Source organism: Desulfoplanes sp. (assembly GCF_054921335.1).
Genome location: NZ_JBUDSQ010000001.1, coordinates 87,305 through 107,729 on the forward strand (window position 1 = coordinate 87,305; position 20,425 = coordinate 107,729).

Genomic DNA, 20,425 nt, shown 5'->3' on the forward strand with positions numbered 1-20,425 from the left:
CGTGTGAACTTTTTTAGTCTTCTCCAAGGGCCATGCGGCAAAAACCGGTAACCGTTATCGTGTCGCCGAGTGCCTTGGCGGTTTCCTTGACCAAATCCTTGATGGCCTTGGAGTCGTCCTTGATAAAAGGCTGTTCGAGTAAGCAGACTTCCTTGTAGTATTTGTTCAACCGGCCAATGACGATTTTTTCGGCGATATGCTCGGGCTTGCCCTCTTCCTTGGCCTGATTGAGATATATTTCCTTTTCCTGGGCGATCATATCCTGGGGAAGCTCCTCAGGGGTACAGCAGGTCGGGTTGACCGCTGTGACCTGCATGGCGATATCCTTGGCCATGGCCTTGAGCTCGTCTTTGCCCTGGCTCTCGGCGGATCCGGTCTCGATGGCGACAAGAACACCGATTTTCCCATTGGCATGGACATAATGACCGATCATTCCGCTGCCTTCAAGGGAGAGTTTGCTGAACCGGCCGAGTTGGGTGTTCTCCCCGAGCACGGTGATCAGTTCATTGACACCCTCTGCAAAGGGAGCTGCCTGCTCCTCGGTCAGCTGGACGGGATCGGCCGTGGCCTCTTGTTCGGTATTGAGGGTCTGGGCGATGGTTTGCAATGTTTCCTGGAACTTCTCGTTCTTGGCCACGAAGTCGGTCTCGCATTTGAGCTCTACGAGTGTGGCAGAGGTACAATCTTCGTTGGCTGCGAATCCGATCCAGCCCTCCGAAGTGGCCCGCCCGGCCTTTTTTTGGGCCTTGGCCAGCCCCTTTTCCCGAAGAAAGGCGACAGCGGCTTCTTCGTTGCCGTCACACTGGACGAGGGCCTTTTTGCAATCCATCATCCCAACACCGGTTTTTTCACGCAATGTCTTGACCTGCTGTGCAGTGATAGCCATGGCTATTTTTCCTCCTTTGCGGCATTCTCGGCGTCTGGTGCCGATTCCTCTTGGGCGACTTTGGCCAGTTCGGCCTCGGCATCCTTGTCCATATCTGCCGCGTACTGGTCCTGGCCTTCGAGGCAGGCGTCGGCAATGGCGGATGCAAAGAGCTTGATTGCCCTGATGGCGTCATCGTTCCCGGGAATGATATGGTCGATCACGTCGGGATCGCAGTTGGAATCAACGACCGCGACAATGGGGATCCCCAGGGTGCGGCATTCCTTGACAGCGATGTCTTCTCGGTGGGGATCGATGATAAATGCGGCAGCAGGCAGCTTGTCCATTTCCTTGATGCCGCCAAGGTTCTGATTGAGCTTGTTCACTTCACGCTGCATGCGTACGATCTCTTTCTTGAGGAAGCGATTGATACTTCCGTCCTCAAACATGGCTTCTAGCTTCTTCATCCGATCAATGCTGCGTTTGATGGTCTGGAAGTTGGTCATCGTGCCGCCGAGCCAGCGGTTGGTCACGTAGTACATGCCGGCTCTTTCTGCCTCGGCCTTGACCACGTCCTGGGCCTGGCGCTTTGTTCCCACGAAGACGATCTTTTCTCCCTGGCTCACCAGGTTGGTAATGAAGTCATGGGCGGTTCTGAATAATTTCACGGTTTGCTGGAGATCCATGATATGGATTCCCTTGCGGGCGCCAAAGATATATGGGCGCATTTTGGGATTCCAGCGTTTGGTTTGGTGTCCGAAATGGACACCGGTTTCCAGCATCTGCTTCATGGTTACGTAAGCCATTTTTCCTCCTGGGTTGTTCCTCCGTCCGGATGCAAAAGGGATCACCCCCACATGGGGCACCCAGGTCCTTGCCGGACGTGCGAATTTTTGAGTCGAAGACTCCTATATGGAAACAGGGCAAATAGCAAGCCCCATATTCCGGGATTGCAGAATAGGTCTATGATTGTTTTGTGCCGATATTCAAAATGGTTGGGTGTTTTCTTTTTGGGAGATGTCGATAACCAGGGGGACGACGATCGGATCGCGCCCCAGGACTTTCTTGAAAAAACGGCGCAGGGAGGACCGTATGCGGTCCTTGAGCTTTCTGGTGTCTTTGGGTGGGATGTTCTCGTAGACATCCAGGACGATTTCCTTGGCGTCCTCAAGGACATGGGAGAGGTGTTGTTCGAAGATGAATCCTTTGGAGAGGATTTGGGGGCCAAGGACAATGCCCCGCTGGCCCGGATCAACGACCAGGACGACAATCACCAGTCCTTCACCGCCGAGGATCTGCCGCTCCTTGATCACGGTTTGTCCCACGTCCCCGACCCCCTTGCCGTCGACAAGCAGGGAGTCGGCCCTGATGGCCTCTTCGAAGCGGATGGAATCCGGGAAAAGGGTGATCGGATGGCCATCTTCCAAAAGGAGGGTCCGCTCCGGAGGGACACCGGATTTTTGCGCCAGTTGCGTGTGTTTGAGCAGATGGCGGTACTCCCCGTGGACCGGAACGAAGAATTTGGGCCGAACGGTTTTGAGCATGGTCTGCAGTTCTTCCTGGTGGGCATGGCCCGAGGCATGGATGGCCTGGACCTTTTTGTACAGGACCTCCGCGCCCAATCTGTACAGGTCGTTTATGACCTTGGTGATCGCCTTGGTATTTCCCGGGATGAATCGGGAGGACATGACGACCGTGTCTCCCTCATGGATATTGAGCTGCCGGTGTTCTCCGCGTGAGAGGCGGCTCAATGCGGAAAGGGGTTCCCCCTGAGAACCGGTAAGGATCAAAATGACTTCGGAATCCGCCAGGGTGGGGAGTTCCTCGAGTTCGCAGTAATTGTCTCTGGAAACGTTCAAGTACCCGAGATCACGGGCTATCTCAATGTTCGAGGCGATGGACTTTCCACTGATGGCCACCTTCCGGCCATAGGTTTTGGCCAGGTCGAAGATTTCCTGGATGCGTTGGATGTGACTGGAGAAAAGGGTCACCAGGATCCGTCCCGTGGCCCCCTGGATGATGTCGTTGAGAGAAGATTTGATTTCGCGCTCGGTCAGGGCATATCCCTGCCGCTCGACATTGGTGGAGTCTGAAAAGAGGAGCTTGACCCCATCCCGAGAAAACTCTTCGAAGCCTTGGAGATCCGTGGCGTGTCCATCCAGTGGGTTCCGATCGATTTTGAAGTCTCCGGTGTGGACGATTTTTCCCACCGGGGTCTCGATGCCCAGCCCGAATCCTTCGATGATCGAGTGACAGACCCGAAAAAACTGGAACGTGAAATCGCCTATCCGGACCTGCTGCCTTCCCTTGACAGGGCGTAAGTCCAACTGGTCGGCCAAACCGTGTTCTTCCAGCTTGCGGTGGATAAGGGCCAGGGTGAATTCGGAACTGTAGAGGGGGGCCTGTATCTGCGGCATGAGCCACGGCAATCCACCGATATGGTCTTCATGCCCATGGGTGAGGACGATGCCTTTGAGTTTGTCCTGACGCTCGACGATAAAATCCAGGCAGGGAATGACAACATCGACCCCCAGGAGATAGTCGTCTGGAAACATGAGTCCGCAGTCGATCAGGACCATGGAATCCTTGGTCTCCAGTGCCATGCAGTTCATTCCGATTTCACCGAGGCCACCGAGGGGAGTCAGGGTCAGTTGTGGTTCGCTCATTGTGATGACTCCAAAAGTTTGTTGTTCATAAGGTTCCAGATGTCCTGTTTGATCCGTTCTCTTTTTGCGAGGGTAGAGTTCCCTTGGAATTCGATGGGATGTAAGCCCCACACCCTGACGGTTCCGGGCTTGATCCGTAGTGAGTTTTTGGCCAGCACCCGTCCGGAGCCGTCGATGACCACAGGAACGATGGGCAGCTTGGACCGCAGGGCCATGACAACGGCCCCCGATTTGAACCCGCCGAGGGTGTGGTTCCGTGTTCCTTCGGGGAACACGAGGAACGAGGCGGAGGGAGATTGGCGTTTGATGGCCTGGTCCACGGCACGCATGGATTTGCGTGGATTGGTCCGGTCAATGGGAACGCACCCTAGACTTCTCATGACCCTGCCCAGGACCGGAATCCCAAACAGGGTGTGTTTGGCCAGAAAGGAGATCCTGAAGCGAGAGAGGAGAGAGAGGAGTATCGGTATGTCGACCTGACTCTGGTGGTTGGAAACAAAAATATACCGTTGTTCGGGATTGTGGTTTTCCAGGTGGACGTCAAGAGAAATCCCGCATGCGTGGAGGCAGAATCGGGCCCACGATGCCGCTATGGCATAGGGGACCTTTCCTGAACGGTCCAGGTAGGCTGCCGGAATAAGGAGAAGCCCCCCGAACACGAGATACAGGGTTATTGTCGTATAGGCGTAAATGGAACGGAGCATACATATCCTTGTCTTTGGAATACAATGGAGTAAAGCCAACACTACAATTTATCCAAAAGGGGAGCAAAGCACAAGGATAAGAACCCGGAAGGGGCCGCTCCAAGCGGCCCCTTCCAGAATGCTAATCCTGTTCCTTGCGACTTTCCTCGATCACCTTTTCTGTGACCTGGGGTGGACACTCCTGATAATGGTCGAATTCCATGGTGAATGTTCCCTGCCCCCCGGTCATGGACCGCAGGTCGGGTGCGTATTTGAGAACCTCGGCAATGGGGACGTGGGCCTGGATTTCCGTGATCCCCTTGTCCGAATCAGAACCGAGGACCTTGCCCCGTCGACCGGAAAGGTCACCGATGACGTCACCCATATATTCGTCCGGAACGAAAACGGACACATGCATAACCGGTTCGAGAAGAACGGGCTTGCATTGTTCCGCGGCCTTTTTGAATGCCAGGGAGCCTGCGACTTTGAAGGCCATTTCGGAGGAGTCCACCGCATGGTAGGATCCATCGAAGAGAGTGACCTTGAAGTCAATCAGCGGGTACCCGGCCAGGATGCCCCGTACGGAGGCCTCCTGGATTCCTTTGTCGACCGCTGGAATATATTGTTTGGGGATGACGCCACCGACAATGGCATCGACGAATTCGTACCCGGCACCTCTGGAGTTGGACTCCATTTTTATCCAGCAATCACCGAATTGTCCACGGCCACCGGATTGCTTCTTGTGGCGTCCCTGTACTTCGGCCGCGCCCTTGATCGTCTCACGGTAAGGAATCTTTGGGGTCTTGAGCAGGATGTTCGCTTTGTAGCGGCGTTTGACCTTTTCTACGGACAGCTCGATATGTAATTGTCCCATCCCGGCCAGGAGCATGTCCCCTGTTTCTTCGTTGCGAGAGAGGGAGAGAACGATATCTTCGTCGAGCAACCGCTGAACGGCCGCAAAGATTTTGTCTTCATCGCCCTTTTCCGCAGCATTCAGGGCGTAGGAGATGATGGTCGGGGGGAGTGTGGGCGTGCGCAAGAGAAATGGTGATTTTTCATCGCACAGGGTGTTCCCGGTCCCGGTATCCTTGAGTTTGGCCAGGGCGAAAAGGGCTCCCGGTCCGAGTTCTTTTTTGCAGGGTGTCTGCTTTTTTCCCTCAAGGAGAAGAAGCGGGCCGAACTTTTCCTTGCCCCCGCGGTTGGCGTTGATGACCTGCATGTCAGTGCGGGCCGTACCCGAAAGAACGCGGACAATATTCAGCTGTCCGGCAAAGGGGTCCGCTATGGTTTTGAATACGAATCCGGAGAAGGGGGCATCCGGATCGCTGGGGCGGGTTTTGTCCTCTTCCCCTTCCCATTCTGGATGTTCCAGGGGAGAGGGGAGTAGGTCCTGGATCGTTTCGAGCAACTGGGCGGCACCCCGGTTGGCAAGGGCCGATCCCGCGCATACCGGCACGATTTCACGGGCCAATGTGCCCGTGCGGAGTCCGGAAACGATCTCTTCCCAGCTCAACGATCCCTCTTCGAGGTATTTTTCCATCAGATCTTCATCGCTTTCAGCGATGTTTTCAATGGTGGTTTCACGGATGACGGCAACATCATCCCGCATCTCTTCCGGCAGATCCCCTTCCTTGAGTGTGCCGTCCTCTTGGAAGAAAAAGGCTTTTTCACGCAAGATATCCACCAATCCCCTGAACCCGGCTTCAGCGCCGATAGGCATATAGAGGAGGACAGGCTTGATACCCAAAATGCTGCTCAGCCCATCAAAAGCGCTGTCGAAATTTGCCCGTTCCCGATCAATTTTATTGATAAAGATGACCGCGGGAAGATTGGCTTTGGAGACCTCGTTCCACAATTTTTTGGTCAGGGGTTTGACGCCGTCGATGGCATCGATGACGAAGACGGCACTGTCCACGGCCAAGAGCTGGTAGGCCAGGTCCCCGATAAAATTATTATCCCCGGGAGTGTCGAGGAGGAAGTGGTCATTTTTGTTCCAGGTGTAGGAGGCAACGGCCGGCTGGATGCTGCCGCGGCGTTTGATCTCTTCTGCTTCGTAATCAAGGGTTGTGGTCCCTTCCTCGATTTTGCCAAGCCGGTTGATGCCTCCCGCATTGAGCAGGATCATTTCAGCTAACGACGTCTTGCCCGTACCACCGTGCCCTGCAACGGCGTATGTCCTTTGTTTTTTGAGTTTTTCCACCATCTGGTCTCCCTGTCCTTATGCTACGATTATGTTAGAAAAACAGAGGAGGAACCCATGCCACTCTGCCGTCGGCAAGTGGAAAAAATCCTACTTGATAAAAAATGGATTTTTGACAAGGTTCACATCCTTTGAATCGACCCGTGCTGGTTTTATAAAACGGCATGGAGGAGTTTTGACGATCAGGTACTCTAACCCTCTTATTATGCGGGATCTATAGGTAGATGCAAATACCGTTGTCAAGGCGGAAAAAAATTGGACCGGCCGCTTTTGGCCTTCCCTGTAACAAGGATTATGAAATGGAATACGAACAAATGCGCTTGGCGGAATACGAGCCCCAGCGGTTCGATATGACGTCCCCAAGTCTTTTTTGGTCCCGACCCAGTGACGAACAGCTGGTCGAGTCCCTGGATAAAGTGGGGCAAATCGTTCCGGTTCTGGCCACCGTGGTGCGCGACGCCCCCCGCCTCCTGGCCGGGCAAAGGCGGGTCATGGCCCTTGACCGGCTCGGCCGTTCCGTCACGACCCTTTGTCTTCCGGATACCGGCCCGTGGCACAAGGGGCTGGTCTTTCTCGAGAGCAATGCCGGACAAACACTGGACGATGGGCTCAGGATCAGTGCGTTGCGCTATTTTTCATCCTGTCGTGGAGAAGTGGACGGGATTGCGCCATACCTGGGAGTTGCAGCCCGCTCTAGGGCGTGGAAGTTATTGATGACGTGGCTGGAACTGCCCCCTGTGTGGGACGAGCTGCTGGAGGGGGGCCATCTTCCCACGGCACTCGCCCCCCTCCTCACCAGATTCGGACCCGATGATCTGGGTGCCCTTTATCCCTACTTCAAGGAACTGTCCTGGTCCAAGAACAATGCGGTCCATTTTGTGACCTGGATCTGGGAGACGAGCCGTGCCAGGGGGTGTGGCCCCTCAGAACTCTTGGACGTATTGGGGCTCCCGGAAATTTTTTCCAGAGATCTCTCCCCCAAGGATACCATGGCCGGGCTGCTGGGGGTGCTGTGGGAGGCCAGATACCCCCGGTTGTCCGGCTTGCAGAATCGATTCAAGAAAACCTCCCGGGGGGTTGTGGCTGGTTCCAAATGGCGTCTTGTCCAGCCGGACCAGTTTGAGACCGGTGCAGTGGAGTTTTCTGTCCGTGTGGGCTCAGGGGCCGGATTGCGCCGGCGGGTGGAAGAACTCGGCAAGATCGCCGAACACGGGATCTGGGATACTCTCGGTGACCCCGGGAGAGAGCTATGAGTGCAATGCATACGTTGCAGGACCGATCCGTGCTCCACGCCGGTGTCCCCCAGGAGGAAGCCATGTGCGACACCCGGCGACTCCCGCCCTATCTTTCGGGCATCACGAAGATCTATATCGATGCGGGGGTCGAGGATTCCGTGATAGCGAAGCGGGTCCGGGAAAAACTGGGTCAGCTGCCCGTGACCGTTGTCGCTCCGGGCCAGGGGGTGACAAGGGTGCCCAAAAGTGGCCAGGCACTCTATCTAAAGGATTACAAGGGAACGTTTTTGCGTTTTTGCCCGGGTACAAGGTATTATCGCTGCTGTGGATACCGTATCATCCATATTGGCGAGAATTGTCCGCTGAGGTGCTCGTATTGTATCCTGCAGGCCTATTTCCAGGATCCGGTCCTCAAGGTGTGGGCCAACCAGGATGATCTGTGGAAGGAACTGGATACCGCCTTTAGCCGTGACCCCCGGCAGCGGTTCCGCGTCGGAACCGGGGAATATACCGATTCGCTGGTCCTGGAGCCTCTGACAGGGTACAGCCGTGATTTGGTCGCCTTTCTAGGGAATTATGAGAATGTTTGTCTCGAACTCAAGTCCAAGGTCGTGGATCTTTCGTGGATGGATGCGGTCAAACGACCGGACCGTGTTTTGCCGGCCTGGTCCCTGAACGCTCCGTACATCGCTTCCCACGAGGAGTTGGGGGAGAGCGCTTCGTTGGAAAAACGTCTCCAGGCCGCCCGGCAATGTGTAGAAAATGGATTCAGGGTTTGTCTCCATTTCGACCCGATGATCCATTATCCTGGGTGGGAACGAGGGTACGAGGAAATCGTGGCCATGATCTTCGATTATGTCTCCCCCGAGGATATTGCCTACATGAGTATGGGGTCGTTCCGATGCATGCCCGAGCTCAAGACGGTTATCGAACGTGATTTTCCCGAGAGCAGATACATTTACGATGAGTTTATCACCGGTGTCGATGGCAAGCAGCGTCTGCTCCGGACCTTACGGGTGGAGCAATTCAACCATTTGGTCGCATTGCTCAGGAGGTATGGGATGGACAGGCAGCTCTATTTTTGTATGGAGTCCGATACCGTATGGCGGGAAGTAATGGGGTATACCGTCCAAGATCTGGGGGGGCTTTCAAGACACCTGCTCGATTGTGCCTTTGCCGGACGCGGCGGGTGAGCAGCGGGCCGAATGTGCTCGGAAAAATAGTGCCGAGCGGTACCTACTCTGGCGGGATCCGGAATCGTTATTTCCGGATCCCGCGATTTTCTCTCGATAGTGCTGGACCGGATGGGATGAGTGAGAATGCGGCCGGATTCCGCGGGTCACTGGGTGGGGAAGCGACCCGCAGTGGAATACGTTTGCTGGGCGCCGATCCCCAATTTTTTGGGGCAGGTCCGGCGCAGAAAACATTTGTCGCATCCGCTCGGGCAAGGGAGGAAGGTCAATGTGGCGTATTTATACCCCAGTCCCCCCTGGTTGTTCAACGTGATCCCGACCTTGGCCAGTGATCTCTTGAGGATCTTGTTCGGCTCCGGCAACGGGGCGCATCCTCGAGTATCCAGTTCGGGAAGGAACAAACGCAACGTACCCATGATCATCGACTGGGCCAATGCCTCACGCAAGAAGGCCTCCTCTTGTGAGTTTTTCCATAGTTCCTCCATCTCTATTTCCACGGCATGGTCGAGATGGACCAGCAAGTATCCTTTGGTTTTTCCGAAAGTGTAGGCCTTGAGCAGGGGGTGCCACCGTTCCCATACGCTGGTCATCTCCAGGATCCTTTGGGGGGTGAGCGTAGGGGTCTGGGCCAAAAACATGTATGCCTGCAGGTCGAACCGTGGGTGCACCTGATGGAGCGTGGCGGGAAGATGTTTCATGCTGTCACCTTGTTTGGGTTACGGGGTAGGGGAGGGGGCCGTGTTCCCCTTTATAGTCGTGATTGCCGGTCAGGGCTAGTGGACCATTCCGGAAAAAATTTCAACCTCGTCAGGGACGAATATTGGCCGAAATGGCGGTGTGAACCGGTAGGTGATAGCTTGCCCATGGTGCCGCACCAGAAACAGGCAGGTTTGTTGTTCGGAAGCAATGTTCTTTGTGGCCAAAAAGTCATACTTCTTGTGATTATTTTAAAAAATATAATTATTTTAGGGTGTAAAAAAGACAGTGGAGCTTGGCATATAAAATGCTTTACGGAATTCTATGCGACAGAAAACGATCAAAAAAACGGTTCAGTGCTCAGGTGTCGGTCTGCACAGTGGGAAAAAACTGCGCCTTGTCATGCGACCGAGTGGCCAGGATACAGGGGTGGTTTTCCAGTACATGGGGGAAGGGGGGAAAAGGGTTTTTCGGCCCACTCCCGACCGCGTGGTTTCTACCGGTCTTGCGACGACGATAGGGTGCGATGGCCGCTCCATCGCCACTGTCGAGCATGTTCTGGCGGCCGTTGCCGGTCTAGGGATCGACAATATCGTCATCGAGGTCCATGGGGACGAGATTCCTATTATGGACGGCAGTGCCGCGAGTTTTGTCTTTTTGCTCCGGTCGGCAGGGATCCGCAAACAGGCGGCTTCCAAGAAAGTTTTTCGATTGAAGAAAAGGGTGGACTTCGAGAAGGACGGCAAGGTCATAGAGGCCATCCCCTATGATGGTTTCAGGGTGACGTATACAATCGATTTTGACCACCCCCTGGTCGGCGTCCAGACCATGGTTTTTGAGCTGTCCCCGGAATCCTTCTTGCGCGAGATAGCCAAGGCGCGGACCTTCGGATTCATGAAGGATGTTGAGATGCTGCAAAAAAACGGTCTTGCCCTTGGTGGGTCCCTCGAGAACGCCGTGGTCCTGGATGAATACGGGGTGGTCAACCCCGATGGCCTTCGTTTTGGCAACGAGCTCGTCCGCCATAAGATCCTTGATTTCATCGGCGATATGCATCTTATCGATTATCCCCTCCATGGGGATTTCCGCGTGGCCTGTTCGGGGCATGGGCACAACAATGCCTTTCTCCGCTATCTTTCAGACAATCGGGACTATTATCTTGACGAGGCTTGTCTCGGATCTGCCGGTCACTCCCGCGCCGGTGAACCGGTCTCAGCTCCCGCATTGGAGCCCGCTCTCGCCTGAAGATCCCACACGCTTGTCCCAGGCCAAGAAATATGGCAACAAGACCTCCGCGGATCGGTGCCGGATCGCGGAGGTCTTTATTGTAATGAAGCGGAACGCTAAAAAGAATTTTCGGAAAAATTTCAAAAAAAACTTGCAATCGGAAACGAAAGTCTATAGTGACGTCTCTTCTCTGGCTGGCGTAGCTCAATTGGTAGAGCAGCTGATTTGTAATCAGCAGGTTGCGGGTTCAAGTCCCATCGCCAGCTCCAGAGTCGGAGGGGTTCCCGAGTGGTCAAAGGGAACAGACTGTAAATCTGTCGGCGGACGCCTTCGGAGGTTCAAATCCTCCCCCCTCCACCATTCACGCGAATGTTTTGTAGGAGACAGGGATCTTGTTGTTTGACTACGGAACAGGAATGAGCGGGAATAGCTCAATTGGCTAGAGCATCAGCCTTCCAAGCTGAGGGTTGCGGGTTCGAGTCCCGTTTCCCGCTCCAATCCACACGTCCTCCCGTGCCCACGTAGCTCAGCAGGTAGAGCACTTCCTTGGTAAGGAAGAGGTCACCGGTTCAAGTCCGGTCGTGGGCTCCAGTCAAACCCTCTCCCGGCAAATTCAACCCGTTGGAAAAACGCCACGTAAAATTTTTGAAAGGGGGTTCGTTATGGCTAAAGAAAAATATGTAAGAACAAAGCCGCATGTCAATATCGGAACCGTTGGTCACATCGACCATGGTAAGACTACGCTGACCGCGGCAGTAACCAAGATGGTCAGTCTGAAGAACGCTGATGGCGGAAACTTCATACCCTTCGACCAGATCGACAAGGCTCCCGAGGAGAAGGAAAGGGGTATTACCATCGCCACGGCCCATGTCGAATACGAAACCGAAAAGCGCCACTATGCACATGTGGATTGCCCGGGTCACGCCGACTACATCAAGAATATGATCACCGGCGCCGCCCAGATGGACGGTGGGATCATCGTTGTTGCCGCTACTGACGGGCCCATGCCCCAGACGCGTGAGCATATCCTCCTCGCCCGTCAGGTTGGCGTTCCCGCCCTGGTGGTTTTTTTGAACAAGTGTGATCTTGTTGATGATGAGGAGCTCCTTGAGCTCGTCGAGATGGAAGTGCGCGAACTTCTGGATAAGTACGGTTTCCCCGGAGACGACATTCCGGTTGTCAAGGGAAGCGCCCTGAAGGCCTTGGAGAGTGATGATCCCGAGAGCGAAGAGGCCAAGTGCATTTTCGAGCTTTTGGACGCATGTGATTCCTATATTCCGGAACCCGAGCGTGATGTCGACAAGCCCTTCTTGATGCCCATCGAGGATGTTTTCTCTATCTCCGGGCGTGGTACCGTTGTTACCGGCCGTGTGGAACGTGGTGTCATCAACGTCAGTGACGATGTCGAGATTATCGGTATGAAGGACACCACCAAGACCGTTTGTACCGGTGTTGAGATGTTCCGTAAGATCCTCGACCGTGGAGAGGCGGGCGACAACGTTGGCGTCCTTCTGCGTGGTGTCAAGCGTGACGATGTCGAACGTGGCCAGGTTCTCGCTGCTCCCAAGTCCATCACTCCGCATAAGAAATTCAAGGGTGAGGTCTATGTCCTGAACAAGGAAGAGGGTGGACGCCACACGCCTTTCTTTGCCGGCTATCGTCCCCAGTTCTATTTCCGTACCACCGATATCACTGGTGTCGTCACTCTGCCAGAGGGCGTTGAAATGATCATGCCTGGCGACAACACCACCTTTGAAATTGAACTGATCGCTCCTATCGCCATGGAAAAAGGTCTGCGTTTTGCCATCCGTGAAGGTGGACGGACCGTTGGTGCCGGGGTTGTATCCGAAATCATAGAGTAAGGTGAATCATGCGGATTAATATCCTGCTCGCTTGCGGCGAGTGTAAACGAAGAAATTACGCTACCCAGAAAAACAAAAAGAACACTACTGGAAAGATTGAATTGAGTAAGTATTGTCCTTTTTGTAAGAAGCACACTAAGCATAAAGAAACAAAGTAGCTTCTAGGGAGCGTTTTCATACCCAGTGCAGGCCAGTAGCTCTAACGGCAGAGCATCGGACTCCAAATCCGAGGGCTGGGGGTTCGAATCCCTCCTGGCCTGCCACTTTATAATTATGGCAAAAAAAAAGCAGAAGTTGGCGAACCAGCCTGCACAACAGCAGGGGATTGGTCAGAAAATCAATGAGTTGAGAACTTTTTTCGATCTTTCGAAAAGAGAACTCAAAAAGGTTGTGTGGCCCGACAAAAAGGAGACCATGTCCACGACAGGTGCGGTTGCCATCCTGGTCGTTGTCATCTCCCTGTTTTTAGGGATTATCGACCTTGGGCTTTCCAAGATCGTCGAGGCAATCCTCTCGTAGGAACGTGGGGGCCTTGCATCCAACAAACATCAGCGGGTTGCAATTATATGGAAGAACAACGCGATATGGCGGAGCAAAGCCCCAAGTCCCGTTGGTATATAATACATACCTACTCGGGATTTGAACAGCGGGTCGAGCAGACGATCAAGGAGATGATCCGTACTGGACAGACCGAAAACCTGATCCAGGACGTCATTGTTCCTACTGAGAAGGTTGTCGAACTCGTCAAGGGCCAAAAGCGCACTTCAACCCGTAAGTTCTATCCTGGATATGCCTTGGTCAAAATGGTGTTCAATGATTCGTCCTGGCATATGATCCAGTCCATTCCCAAGGTGACGGGGTTTATCGGTGGCAAGAGTAGACCTTCGCCATTGAGTGACGGGGATGCCGAAAAGATACTCTCTACAATCGAAAGCCGGAAACAGCAGCCCCGGCCGAAATTTTATTTTGAGAAGGGCGATGAGGTGCGGGTTATAGATGGACCTTTTGCCAACTTCAATGCTGTAGTCGAGGAAGTCAACTACGATAAAGGCAAGCTCAAGGTGTCGGTTTCAATATTTGGACGACAGACCCCTGTGGAACTCGATTTTGTGCAGGTTTCCAAGGGCTGATGCCGAGCTGTCAAAGAGGATGATATATAATGGCCAAGAAAGAACTGGCGAAAATTAAGCTGCAGATTCCTGCAGGAGCAGCTAACCCATCCCCTCCGGTAGGCCCGGCGTTGGGCCAGCATGGCGTAAACATCATGGAGTTTTGTAAGGCATTCAATGCCAAAACCCAGGATGACAAGGGGATGATTATACCTGTTGTGATCACTGTTTTTCAGGATCGCTCCTTTACTTTTATTACCAAAACTCCTCCTGCTTCGGTCTTGCTGCTCAAGGCTGCCAAACTTGATAAGGGTTCTGGCGAACCGAACAAGAACAAAGTCGGTAAAGTGACCAGGGCACAGCTTGAAGAGATAGCAAACATCAAGATGCCTGATTTGACCGCCAAGGATATTGATGCTGCGGTCAATACCATTTCAGGCACGGCCCGCAGCATGGGACTGGAGATACAAAACTAGCAGCGAGGGACCAAATACTATGCCTAAGCATGGAAAAAATTACCGTGAGGTAAATAAAGATATAGACCGGGCTAGAAAATATCCCGCTGAGGATGCGATGGGCCTTGCATTGCAGGCCTCCTATGCAAAATTTGATCAGACCGTCGATGTGGCCGTTAATCTAGGTGTCAATCCCAAATATGCCGACCAGATGGTCCGGGGGGCTGTTACTCTCCCCCATGGTTTGGGAAAAGAGGTCCGGGTCATCGTCTTTTGCAAGGGTGAAAACGAACAGAAGGCCTTGGATGCTGGTGCGGACACCGTCGGGGGCGAGGAACTCGTAGAAAAAATCAAGGGTGGATGGCTTGATTTCGACAAGGCGGTTGCTACCCCTGATATGATGGCACAGGTCGGTAAGGTCGGAAAAATATTGGGTCCGCGCGGCCTTATGCCGAATGCCAAGACCGGAACGGTCACCTTTGACATCACCAAGGCGATCACTGAACTCAAGGCAGGTAAGGTCGACTTCAAGGTCGATAAGGCGGGGATCGTTCATGCCCCTATTGGGAAGGTCTCTTTTGGGTCGCAGAAGCTTCTTGACAATTTTGCTTCCCTCATGGCGATGATCGGTAAACTCAAGCCCTCGTCGGCCAAGGGTACTTATGTCAACGCCATTTCCGTATCAACCACCATGGGACCTGGGGTCAAGGTAGAGCCGAGCTCTATTAAAGGCGAATAGACCTTCCAGATCCTGGTACATGAAAATGAAGAGTCAAAGAACGCAGGAGAGCGCAGCTCTTAATATCCTGCCGAGACTTTTTGGCTCTTTTGTCTAACCGGGAGGAATCAAACGTGAACCGGGCAGAAAAAGCTAAGGTCATTGAAGATCTAAAGGCAAAAGCAGACAAGTCGAGTATCGCTGTTGTAACCGATTTCAAAGGACTCAAGGTGGAGCAGGTAACGCCGTTGCGTGCCTCTCTTCGAGAAAGTGGTGTTGAATACCATGTGGTCAAGAATACCCTTGCCCGCATCGCTTTTTCCGAAGGCCCCTGTGATCCCCTCAAGGACCAACTCAAGGATTGTTGTGCCGTGGCCTTTGGCTATGATGATCCTGTTGTTGCGGCCAAGATTCTTACACAGTTCGCAAAAAAGAACGAAAAGTTCACTGTGAGGTTTGGCGCACTTGAGGGTAACTTCCTTGACTCCAAGGAACTTGAACAACTGGCTACGCTCCCAGGCAAGGAAGAGTTGCTTGCCAAAACTCTCGGAACCATGAACGCTGTTCCGCAGAATTTTGTATGCCTTTTTGCCAATCTCGTTCGCAATATGCTCAATGCTCTTAATGCGATCAAAGATCAGAAAGAACAATAACCCCAAATAAAGAGTCAAAGATCATTCATTTCTTTACAGGAGGAAACAATGGCAGACATAACCAAAGATCAGGTTGTTGATTTTATATCCAACATGACCGTTCTCGAACTCGCCGAGTTCATCAAGGAGCTGGAAGAAAAATTTGGCGTGAGCGCCGCCGCCCCGGTTGCCGCTGTTGCCGCTGCTCCGGCAGCTGGTGATGCCCCGGCCGAAGAAGAACAGACCGAGTTCGATGTGGTGCTCAAGGAAGTCGGTGGGAACAAGATTGCCGTGATCAAGGCCGTTCGTGCCCTGACGAATCTCGGACTCAAGGAGGCCAAGGCCAAGGTCGATGAACTCCCCTCCACGATCAAAGAAGCCGTCACCAAAGAGCAGGCTGAAGACGCAAAAACGCAGCTTGAAGATGCGGGCGCTGTAGCCGAACTCAAGTAGAGCGGACTCCTTTACGAATCTATAAGGAGCATAGGGCATAAAGTCCTGTGCTCCTTATTATGTTTATGGTCACTATGCAGGTTTTTAGTGTAAAGTTTCTATATATTTAGCGCACAGTTTTTTGCTAATACTGTAGTTGGTCTATAACTCGTAAATCCTTTCTCGAAAATTTGAATTTCCTTCCTCCAAAAAAGAATGTTTGTACGCTTTTTGCAACAAATATTTTAGCTTTCTGTTTTTTCTTTATAACTCATCTGTCATCATCGATTTGCTTTGTATACACTCAAAGGTTTGTCGCGTCTTTGATCTCTTTACCTGAGGGGAGAACATGAATCAATTTGTAAAAAAATTTGGGAAAATTAGAGATGCAATCGAAATCCCTCACCTACTAACACTTCAAGTAGATTCTTACAAGAAATTTTTGCAGTCCAATGTTCCTCCTGCGAGTAGAGAGGATCTTGGATTAGAGGGCGTTTATCGATCTGTATTTCCTATTCAGGATTTTAACAAGACCGCAACTTTGGAGTATGTCAGTTATGATATTGGTGATCCAAAGTACAATGTCGAGGAGTGCATCTCAAAAGGACTTTCCTACGAAGCCCCTGTGAGGATCAAGGTCCGCCTCGTTGTTTTCGATATCGACGAAGAGACGCAGAATCGGACCATACATGATATCAAGGAACAGGATATCTATTTTGGCACCATTCCCCTGATGACCGTGAAGGGTACCTTTGTGGTCAATGGGACGGAAAGGGTTATTGTCAATCAGCTCCAGCGTTCTCCCGGTATTATTTTCGAGCACGACTCCGGAAAGACCCATGCCAGCCGTAAGGTTCTCTACAGTTCACGCATCATTCCCATGCGTGGTTCGTGGCTTGATTTTGATTTCGACCACAAGGATATCCTGTACGTTCGTATAGACCGTCGCCGAAAAATGCCCGTGACCATTCTGCTCAAGGCCATGGGGATGACAACGCAGGAGATCTTCAAGTACTTTTATTCTTTCCATACCCTGCGTCCCGATGGGGACCGTATCCTCCGGGAGGTCAAGCCGGAATTCTACCGTAAGGACACCGCGTACACGACCGTTGTCCGGGATGATGGCAAAGAGTTGGTTTCCGCTGGGAGCATGGTCACCAAAGGGGCATGGAAGAGGATGTGCAAGGCCGGGATCGAATGGATCGAAATGAATCCCGCTGATCTCGCCACGGAATTTTTGGGTGAAGAGGTTGTCAACCCTGAAACCGGTGAAGTCATGGGAGCCCCCGGTGATGCGCTCACCCCCGAGCTTGTTGATACTTTGAAGACCATGAACATCAGCGGGATCAAGTGTTTGTTTGCCACGGGACCAGGGGTTTCCTCCTCGGTCCGTGACACACTCTTGCTTGACAAGACCACAGACATGGAGAGCGCACAGGTAGACATCTACAAGCGGTTGCGCCCGAGTTCTCCTCCGACCCCCGAGGTATCTGCAAGTTTCTTTGAGAATCTCTTCCGCAACAGCGACTATTATGATCTCTCCCCCGTTGGCCGGTACAAACTAAATACCCGTCTCGAAGTTGATTTGCCACTGGATGCCAGAACCCTGACCAATGACGACATCCTCAAGGCGATCAAGCATCTCATCTTTCTCAAGGACAGCCATGGGCCGGCGGATGATATTGACCATCTGGGCAACCGGCGTGTCCGTCCCGTGGGCGAACTGGTCGAGAACCAGTATAGGATTGGATTGGTCCGTATGGAACGCGCCATCAAGGAGCGGATGAGCCTGCAGGAAGTGGCCACGCTCATGCCGCATGATCTGGTCAATCCCAAGCCGGTTACCGCCGTGCTCAAGGAATTCTTCGGAACCTCCCAGCTGTCCCAGTTCATGGACCAGACCAACGCCCTGTCCGAGGTGACCCACAAAAGGCGTCTTTCCGCCCTGGGTCCCGGAGGGCTGACGCGAGAACGGGCCGGTTTTGAAGTCCGTGACGTACACCCCAGCCACTATGGCCGTATTTGCCCCATTGAGACCCCGGAAGGTCCCAATATCGGTCTGATCGTTTCCTTAACGACATATGCACAGGTCAATGATTTCGGGTTCATTGAAACCCCGTATCGTATTGTCAAGGAGGCCCGGGTAACCGGTGAGGTCACCTATTTTGATGCCTCCCGTGAAAAGGGTGAGATCGTGGCCCAGGCAAATGCCGTGCTTGGCGATGATGGACATTTTGTCAATGACCAGATCGCGGCCAGGGTCGAGGGAGAGTTTGCCATCGTTGACAAGGGCGATGTCACCCTGATGGATATTTCACCCAGCCAGATCGTTTCCGTATCGGCCTCGCTCATCCCCTTTCTCGAGCACGACGATGCCAACCGCGCCCTCATGGGGTGTAACATGCAACGGCAGGCCGTTCCCCTTCTCAGGGCGGAGATGCCCTTGGTCGGCACCGGAATGGAAGGGCCGGTTGCCCGGGACTCTGGATCCTGTTTGCTTGCCGAAGGGGAGGGGGAGGTCCATTTCGTGGACGCAGAGCGGATCATTGTTCGTTATGATGATCTTTATCCTGAGACCGGTGGTACCAGCTTCTATCTCCTCCAAAAATTTCACAAATCAAACCAGAACAGCTGTTTCGGCCAAAAGCCCCGGGTTCTCCCCGGACAGCGGGTCCTCAAGGGGGACATCCTGGCTGATGGGGCAGGGATCCAGGACGGTGAGCTCGCCCTGGGCAAGAACTTGTTGGTTGCGTTCATGCCCTGGTGTGGATTCAACTACGAGGATTCCATCCTCATCTCGGAAAATACCGTCAAGGATGATACCTATACATCCATCCATATCGAGGAGTTTGACCTCATCGCCCGGGATACCAAACTCGGACCCGAGGAGGTCACCCGGGACATTCCCAACGTCGGGGAGGATATGCTCCGTGATCTCGATGAAAGCGGGATCATCAGGATCGGAGCCCGTGTTGGGCAGGACGATATCCTGGTCGGAAAGATTACGCCCAAAGGGGAGTCCCAGCTCACCCCGGAAGAGCGGTTATTGCGAGCAATTTTTGGTGAAAAGGCTCGAGATGTCAAAAATACCTCGCTCAAGGTTCCGCCGGGGGTCGAGGGGATCGTTCTCGACGTCAAGGTTTTCAACCGGCGTTCGGGCGACAAGGACCTGCGGACCAAAGAGATCGAGGATTCCGAGCTCGAACAGATCGATGGGTATGAGCAGCAACATATCGGATCGCTGACCTCGACGACCACGGAAAAAATGTGGCAGGCGGTCAAGGGAAAGATCATATCCAGAGGGTTGATGGGAAGACGCAAGGGGGAGGTCCTGGCCGAGGCCAACCAAACCCTTTCCAAAGACCTTTTGGACCGGGTGCCCTTGAAGAAATTGGCCAAGCTTTTTAAAAGCAAGGAAACCAACGAAACCGTCCAGGATATCCTCGATCAATACGACCGGCAGAAATCCGCCATACAAACGATCTATGAACTGAAGCGTGAAAAAGTGACCGAAGGGGATGATATGCCTCCGGGGGTCATAAAAATGGTCAAGGTGTATATCGCGGTCAAGCGTAAGCTCCGTGTGGGTGACAAAATGGCCGGTCGACACGGGAACAAGGGTGTTGTGTCCAATATTCTTCCCGAAGAGGACATGCCTTTTTTTGCCGATGGAACACCTGTCGACATCGTCCTTAATCCCCTCGGTGTCCCGTCCCGAATGAATATCGGCCAGATCATGGAGACCCATCTCGGGTGGGCCGCCAAGGAACTCGGCCGAGGGATCGCGGACATGATTGATCGTGGCGAGGATCTCCTTCCGGTGCGCAAGGAGGTCAAGGAGGTCTACGGGTCCAGGGAGATCAGTGATCTCGTGGATAAAATGGACGATGATGAATTCACCCTGGCGGCCCGGGAGCTGCGTCGAGGGATCGTTATGAAGACCCCGGTTTTCGATGGAGCCCATGAAGACGAGATCTGGGGGCTGCTCAAGCGGGCCAATCTCCCTGACGACGGTAAATCCGTGCTCTGCGACGGACGTACCGGGGATCCGTTCGACCACCGTGTGACCGTCGGCTATATGTACTATCTCAAGCTGCACCATCTTGTGGATGAAAAGATCCATGCCCGGTCGACCGGTCCTTATTCACTGGTTACCCAGCAGCCCCTGGGCGGTAAGGCCCAGTTCGGTGGCCAGCGGCTTGGGGAAATGGAAGTTTGGGCTATCGAGGCCTATGGGGCTGCGCATCTGCTCCAGGAGTTCTTGACGGTCAAGTCCGATGACGTTTCAGGACGGGTCAAGATGTACGAGAAGGTCGTCAAGGGACAGAACTTTCTCGAATCCGGTATGCCCGAATCCTTCAACGTCTTGGTCAAGGAAATGATGTCCCTGTGTCTTGATGTGAGCCTCGAGGAACGGGCGCGATCTGGAAAACGTAGGTAATCACCAGGCCA

The 20,425-nt window shown here is 53.3% G+C and carries 18 protein-coding genes and 5 tRNA genes; 17 read left to right on the top strand and 6 right to left on the bottom strand.

The features are described from left to right. Window positions 1–13: 13 nt before the first annotated feature. The 5 genes from tsf to fusA form a co-directional block, all read right to left on the bottom strand. Window positions 14–886, bottom strand: a complete 873-nt coding sequence (gene tsf, locus ACY692_RS00420; RefSeq protein ID WP_462323352.1) for a translation elongation factor Ts — start codon at window positions 884–886, stop codon at window positions 14–16. A 2-nt stretch (window positions 887–888) separates the two neighbouring features. Then, entirely contained in the window at window positions 889–1,671 is a 783-nt protein-coding gene (gene rpsB / locus ACY692_RS00425; protein WP_462323353.1) for a 30S ribosomal protein S2, read from the bottom strand. 180 nt (window positions 1,672–1,851) lie between these two features. After that, window positions 1,852–3,531 carry a ribonuclease J gene (locus tag ACY692_RS00430; RefSeq protein WP_462323354.1) on the bottom strand — a complete coding sequence of 560 codons (1,680 nt, stop codon included), beginning with the start codon at window positions 3,529–3,531 and terminating at the stop codon, window positions 1,852–1,854. Then, on the bottom strand, window positions 3,528–4,235 hold the full coding sequence (locus ACY692_RS00435) for a lysophospholipid acyltransferase family protein (RefSeq protein WP_462323355.1): 708 nt from the start codon (window positions 4,233–4,235) through the stop codon (window positions 3,528–3,530). Before ACY692_RS00435 ends, ACY692_RS00430 begins: the two co-directional genes overlap by 4 nt. Before the next feature lie 121 nt (window positions 4,236–4,356). Beyond that, window positions 4,357–6,417, bottom strand: a complete 2,061-nt coding sequence (gene fusA, locus ACY692_RS00440) for an elongation factor G (protein ID WP_462323356.1) — start codon at window positions 6,415–6,417, stop codon at window positions 4,357–4,359. A gap of 296 nt (window positions 6,418–6,713) precedes the next feature. On the opposite strand from fusA, the gene ACY692_RS00445 reads away from it, so the two are divergent. Together ACY692_RS00445 and ACY692_RS00450 are read left to right on the top strand one after the other, a co-directional pair. Further along, a complete protein-coding gene (locus ACY692_RS00445; protein ID WP_462323357.1) occupies window positions 6,714–7,667 on the top strand; it encodes a hypothetical protein in 954 nt (317 codons plus the stop codon). 62 nt (window positions 7,668–7,729) lie between these two features. Continuing rightward, a complete protein-coding gene (locus tag ACY692_RS00450; RefSeq protein WP_462323410.1) occupies window positions 7,730–8,842 on the top strand; it encodes a spore photoproduct lyase family protein in 1,113 nt (370 codons plus the stop codon). 146 nt (window positions 8,843–8,988) lie between these two features. On the opposite strand, the gene ACY692_RS00455 is transcribed toward ACY692_RS00450, so the two are convergent. Beyond that, a complete protein-coding gene (locus ACY692_RS00455; RefSeq protein WP_462323358.1) occupies window positions 8,989–9,540 on the bottom strand; it encodes a hypothetical protein in 552 nt (183 codons plus the stop codon). A 322-nt stretch (window positions 9,541–9,862) separates the two neighbouring features. Here ACY692_RS00455 and lpxC point away from each other — a divergent pair, with 322 nt between their 5' ends. From lpxC to rpoB, 15 genes are all read left to right on the top strand, one after another. Next, the gene (gene lpxC / locus ACY692_RS00460) at window positions 9,863–10,783 is read left to right on the top strand and encodes a UDP-3-O-acyl-N-acetylglucosamine deacetylase (RefSeq protein ID WP_462323359.1); all 921 of its coding nucleotides are present in this window, start codon (window positions 9,863–9,865) and stop codon (window positions 10,781–10,783) included. Window positions 10,784–10,958: 175 nt separating this feature from the next. Continuing rightward, window positions 10,959–11,034 (top strand) — tRNA-Thr (locus ACY692_RS00465). 5 nt (window positions 11,035–11,039) lie between these two features. Next, window positions 11,040–11,125, top strand: a tRNA-Tyr gene (locus ACY692_RS00470). Window positions 11,126–11,185: 60 nt separating this feature from the next. Continuing rightward, window positions 11,186–11,262 (top strand) — tRNA-Gly (locus ACY692_RS00475). Window positions 11,263–11,280: 18 nt separating this feature from the next. Next, window positions 11,281–11,356 (top strand) — tRNA-Thr (locus ACY692_RS00480). Between the two features lie 71 nt (window positions 11,357–11,427). Beyond that, window positions 11,428–12,627, top strand: a complete 1,200-nt coding sequence (gene tuf, locus ACY692_RS00485; RefSeq protein WP_462323360.1) for an elongation factor Tu — start codon at window positions 11,428–11,430, stop codon at window positions 12,625–12,627. A gap of 8 nt (window positions 12,628–12,635) precedes the next feature. After that, window positions 12,636–12,785 carry a 50S ribosomal protein L33 gene (gene rpmG / locus ACY692_RS00490; protein ID WP_462323361.1) on the top strand — a complete coding sequence of 50 codons (150 nt, stop codon included), beginning with the start codon at window positions 12,636–12,638 and terminating at the stop codon, window positions 12,783–12,785. Between the two features lie 29 nt (window positions 12,786–12,814). Next, window positions 12,815–12,890, top strand: a tRNA-Trp gene (locus ACY692_RS00495). Window positions 12,891–12,900: 10 nt separating this feature from the next. After that, window positions 12,901–13,146, top strand: coding sequence for a preprotein translocase subunit SecE (gene secE / locus ACY692_RS00500; RefSeq protein WP_462323362.1), 246 nt, complete (start codon window positions 12,901–12,903; stop codon window positions 13,144–13,146). Between the two features lie 47 nt (window positions 13,147–13,193). Further along, entirely contained in the window at window positions 13,194–13,757 is a 564-nt protein-coding gene (nusG, locus tag ACY692_RS00505; RefSeq protein WP_462323363.1) for a transcription termination/antitermination protein NusG, read from the top strand. Window positions 13,758–13,786: 29 nt separating this feature from the next. Then, on the top strand, window positions 13,787–14,212 hold the full coding sequence (gene rplK / locus ACY692_RS00510) for a 50S ribosomal protein L11 (RefSeq protein WP_462323364.1): 426 nt from the start codon (window positions 13,787–13,789) through the stop codon (window positions 14,210–14,212). A 19-nt stretch (window positions 14,213–14,231) separates the two neighbouring features. Beyond that, entirely contained in the window at window positions 14,232–14,930 is a 699-nt protein-coding gene (rplA, locus tag ACY692_RS00515) for a 50S ribosomal protein L1 (protein WP_462323365.1), read from the top strand. 113 nt (window positions 14,931–15,043) lie between these two features. Beyond that, a complete protein-coding gene (gene rplJ, locus ACY692_RS00520; RefSeq protein ID WP_462323366.1) occupies window positions 15,044–15,562 on the top strand; it encodes a 50S ribosomal protein L10 in 519 nt (172 codons plus the stop codon). Between the two features lie 48 nt (window positions 15,563–15,610). Then, window positions 15,611–15,994, top strand: coding sequence for a 50S ribosomal protein L7/L12 (rplL, locus tag ACY692_RS00525; protein WP_462323367.1), 384 nt, complete (start codon window positions 15,611–15,613; stop codon window positions 15,992–15,994). A gap of 328 nt (window positions 15,995–16,322) precedes the next feature. Further along, the gene (gene rpoB, locus ACY692_RS00530) at window positions 16,323–20,414 is read left to right on the top strand and encodes a DNA-directed RNA polymerase subunit beta (protein ID WP_462323368.1); all 4,092 of its coding nucleotides are present in this window, start codon (window positions 16,323–16,325) and stop codon (window positions 20,412–20,414) included. Window positions 20,415–20,425: the final 11 nt, after the last annotated feature.

Bases quoted from the DNA above. Each gene is read 5' to 3' on its own strand.
- rpoB (WP_462323368.1), top strand. From the start codon at position 16,323: ATGAATCAATTTGTAAAAAAATTTGGGAAAATTAGAGATGCAATCGAA.
- fusA (WP_462323356.1), bottom strand. From the start codon at position 6,417: ATGGTGGAAAAACTCAAAAAACAAAGGACATACGCCGTTGCAGGGCAC.
- rpsB (WP_462323353.1), bottom strand. From the start codon at position 1,671: ATGGCTTACGTAACCATGAAGCAGATGCTGGAAACCGGTGTCCATTTC.
- ACY692_RS00445 (WP_462323357.1), top strand. From the start codon at position 6,714: ATGGAATACGAACAAATGCGCTTGGCGGAATACGAGCCCCAGCGGTTC.
- rpmG (WP_462323361.1), top strand. From the start codon at position 12,636: ATGCGGATTAATATCCTGCTCGCTTGCGGCGAGTGTAAACGAAGAAAT.
- nusG (WP_462323363.1), top strand. From the start codon at position 13,194: ATGGAAGAACAACGCGATATGGCGGAGCAAAGCCCCAAGTCCCGTTGG.
- ACY692_RS00455 (WP_462323358.1), bottom strand. From the start codon at position 9,540: ATGAAACATCTTCCCGCCACGCTCCATCAGGTGCACCCACGGTTCGAC.
- rplL (WP_462323367.1), top strand. From the start codon at position 15,611: ATGGCAGACATAACCAAAGATCAGGTTGTTGATTTTATATCCAACATG.
- ACY692_RS00430 (WP_462323354.1), bottom strand. From the start codon at position 3,531: ATGAGCGAACCACAACTGACCCTGACTCCCCTCGGTGGCCTCGGTGAA.
- tuf (WP_462323360.1), top strand. From the start codon at position 11,428: ATGGCTAAAGAAAAATATGTAAGAACAAAGCCGCATGTCAATATCGGA.
- rplK (WP_462323364.1), top strand. From the start codon at position 13,787: ATGGCCAAGAAAGAACTGGCGAAAATTAAGCTGCAGATTCCTGCAGGA.
- ACY692_RS00435 (WP_462323355.1), bottom strand. From the start codon at position 4,235: ATGCTCCGTTCCATTTACGCCTATACGACAATAACCCTGTATCTCGTG.
- lpxC (WP_462323359.1), top strand. From the start codon at position 9,863: ATGCGACAGAAAACGATCAAAAAAACGGTTCAGTGCTCAGGTGTCGGT.
- secE (WP_462323362.1), top strand. From the start codon at position 12,901: ATGGCAAAAAAAAAGCAGAAGTTGGCGAACCAGCCTGCACAACAGCAG.
- tsf (WP_462323352.1), bottom strand. From the start codon at position 886: ATGGCTATCACTGCACAGCAGGTCAAGACATTGCGTGAAAAAACCGGT.
- ACY692_RS00450 (WP_462323410.1), top strand. From the start codon at position 7,730: ATGTGCGACACCCGGCGACTCCCGCCCTATCTTTCGGGCATCACGAAG.
- rplA (WP_462323365.1), top strand. From the start codon at position 14,232: ATGCCTAAGCATGGAAAAAATTACCGTGAGGTAAATAAAGATATAGAC.